The 3283-nt window shown below is 49.9% G+C and carries 2 rRNA genes; both read left to right on the top strand.

The window, feature by feature from the left end:
- Positions 1–155 precede the first annotated feature (155 nt).
- Positions 156–3067, top strand: a 23S ribosomal RNA gene (locus BCR24_RS10285).
- Between the two features lie 97 nt (positions 3068–3164).
- Positions 3165–3280 (top strand): 5S ribosomal RNA (gene rrf / locus BCR24_RS10280).
- Positions 3281–3283: the final 3 nt, after the last annotated feature.

The following is a 3283-nucleotide window of genomic DNA, read 5'->3' as shown; positions in this document are numbered from 1 at the left end:
ATTGTTCATTGAAAACTGGATATTGAAGTAAAAAAGTAATCAAAACAAACCGAGAACACCGCGTTGAAGAGTTAATTAACTGTTCGAAGCTTATTTTATTGGTGACGCCTCTATCGCTAGAGAAACGAACCAAACAATTGACCGTAAGGTCATAAGGTTAAGTGAATAAGGGCACACGGTGGATGCCTTGGCATTAGGAGCCGATGAAGGACGGGACTAACACCGATATGCTTTGGGGAGCTGTAAGTGAGCTATGATCCAGAGATTTCCGAATGGGGAAACCCAACATCTTTTATAGGATGTTACTTTCCAGTGAATACATAGCTGGTTAGAGGTAGACGCAGAGAACTGAAACATCTTAGTACCTGCAGGAAGAGAAAGAAAATTCGATTCCCTGAGTAGCGGCGAGCGAAACGGGAAGAGCCCAAACCAACAAGCTTGCTTGTTGGGGTTGTAGGACTCCGTTGTGGTAGTCTGTCAAGATAGTCGAAGAACCTGGAAAGGTTCGCCAAAGTGGGTAATAGCCCCGTAGACGAAATGTTGGCAACACCTAGGAGGATCCTGAGTACGGCGGAACACGAGAAATTCCGTCGGAATCCGCGGGGACCATCCCGCAAGGCTAAATACTCCCTAATGACCGATAGTGAACCAGTACCGTGAGGGAAAGGTGAAAAGCACCCCGGAAGGGGAGTGAAATAGATCCTGAAACCGTGTGCCTACAACAAGTCAAAGCCCGTTAATGGGTAATGGCGTGCCTTTTGTAGAATGAACCGGCGAGTTACGATTGCATGCGAGGTTAAGGTGAAGAGCCGGAGCCGCAGCGAAAGCGAGTCTGAATAGGGCGAATGAGTATGTAGTCGTAGACCCGAAACCATGTGATCTACCCATGGCCAGGTTGAAGGTGTGGTAAAACGCACTGGAGGACCGAACCCACGTACGTTGAAAAGTGCGGGGATGAGCTGTGGGTAGCGGAGAAATTCCAAACGAACTTGGAGATAGCTGGTTCTCTCCGAAATAGCTTTAGGGCTAGCGTCGAAGTTAAGAATGATGGAGGTAGAGCACTGTTTGGACTAGGGGCCCATCTCGGGTTACCGAATTCAGATAAACTCCGAATGCCATTCATTCATATTCGGCAGTCAGACTGCGAGTGATAAGATCCGTAGTCGAAAGGGAAACAGCCCAGACCACCAGCTAAGGTCCCAAAATATATGTTAAGTGGAAAAGGATGTGGGGTTGCACAGACAACTAGGATGTTGGCTCAGAAGCAGCCACCATTTAAAGAGTGCGTAATAGCTCACTAGTCGAGTGACCCTGCGCCGAAAATGTACCGGGGCTAAACATATTACCGAAGCTGTGGATCACACCTCTGGTGTGATGGTAGGAGAGCGTTCTAAGGGCGTCGAAGCTAGATCGTGAGGACTAGTGGAGCGCTTAGAAGTGAGAATGCCGGTATGAGTAGCGAAAGACGGGTGAGAATCCCGTCCACCGTATGACTAAGGTTTCCTGGGGAAGGCTCGTCCGCCCAGGGTTAGTCGGGACCTAAGCCGAGGCCGAAAGGCGTAGGCGATGGACAACAGGTTGATATTCCTGTACCAGTTGTTTTTGTTTGAGCAATGGAGGGACGCAGGAGGCTAAGGAATGCATGCGACTGGAAGTGCATGTCCAAGCAGTAAGTCTTGAGTAGAGTCAAATGCTTTACTCTGTACGGACAAGCTGTGATGGGGAGGGAAATAATAGTACCGAAGTTCCTGATGTCACACTGTCAAGAAAAGCTTCTAGTGAGAAAACAACTGCCCGTACCGTAAACCGACACAGGTAGTCGAGGAGAGTATCCTAAGGTGAGCGAGCGAACTCTCGTTAAGGAACTCGGCAAAATGACCCCGTAACTTCGGGAGAAGGGGTGCTGACTTCGGTCAGCCGCAGTGAATAGGCCCAAGCGACTGTTTATCAAAAACACAGGTCTCTGCAAAATCGAAAGATGAAGTATAGGGGCTGACGCCTGCCCGGTGCTGGAAGGTTAAGAGGATGGGTTAGCTTCGGCGAAGCTCAGAATTGAAGCCCCAGTAAACGGCGGCCGTAACTATAACGGTCCTAAGGTAGCGAAATTCCTTGTCGGGTAAGTTCCGACCCGCACGAAAGGCGTAACGATTTGGGCACTGTCTCAACGAGAGACTCGGTGAAATTTTAGTACCTGTGAAGATGCAGGTTACCCGCGACAGGACGGAAAGACCCCATGGAGCTTTACTGTAGCTTGATATTGAGTGTTTGTACCACATGTACAGGATAGGTAGGAGCCGATGAACCCGGAACGCTAGTTTCGGTGGAGGCGCTGGTGGGATACTACCCTTGTGTTATGAACCCTCTAACCCGCACCACTTATCGTGGTGGGAGACAGTGTCAGGTGGGCAGTTTGACTGGGGCGGTCGCCTCCTAAAGAGTAACGGAGGCGCCCAAAGGTTCCCTCAGAATGGTTGGAAATCATTCGCAGAGTGTAAAGGCAGAAGGGAGCTTGACTGCGAGACTTACAAGTCGAGCAGGGACGAAAGTCGGGCTTAGTGATCCGGTGGTTCCGCATGGAAGGGCCATCGCTCAACGGATAAAAGCTACCCTGGGGATAACAGGCTTATCTCCCCCAAGAGTCCACATCGACGGGGAGGTTTGGCACCTCGATGTCGGCTCGTCGCATCCTGGGGCTGTAGTCGGTCCCAAGGGTTGGGCTGTTCGCCCATTAAAGCGGCACGCGAGCTGGGTTCAGAACGTCGTGAGACAGTTCGGTCCCTATCCGTCGCGGGCGTTGGAAATTTGAGAGGAGCTGTCCTTAGTACGAGAGGACCGGGATGGACTTACCGCTGGTGTACCAGTTGTTCTGCCAAGGGCATTGCTGGGTAGCTATGTAGGGAAGGGATAAACGCTGAAAGCATCTAAGTGTGAAGCCCACCTCAAGATGAGATTTCCCATTTCTTTAAGAAAGTAAGACCCCTCAGAGATGATGAGGTAGATAGGTTGGAAGTGGAAGTGCAGTGATGTACGGAGCGGACCAATACTAATCGGTCGAGGACTTAACCAAAGAAACGAAATAAAAAAGTTTTTCGGAATGTTTGATTCTATTACTTCAATCCAGTTTTGAGTGAATAATCACTCAACTAAATAGCAACAACACCCAGTGTGGTGGCGATAGCGAGAAGGATACACCTGTTCCCATGCCGAACACAGAAGTTAAGCTTCTTAGCGCCGATTGTAGTGAAGGGTTTCCCTTTGTGAGAGTAGGACGTCGCCACGCTAA

The organism is Enterococcus ureilyticus (assembly GCF_001730315.1).
GTDB lineage: Bacteria > Bacillota > Bacilli > Lactobacillales > Enterococcaceae > Enterococcus_L > Enterococcus_L ureilyticus.
This window is presented reverse-complemented; position numbering and strand designations above follow the sequence as displayed.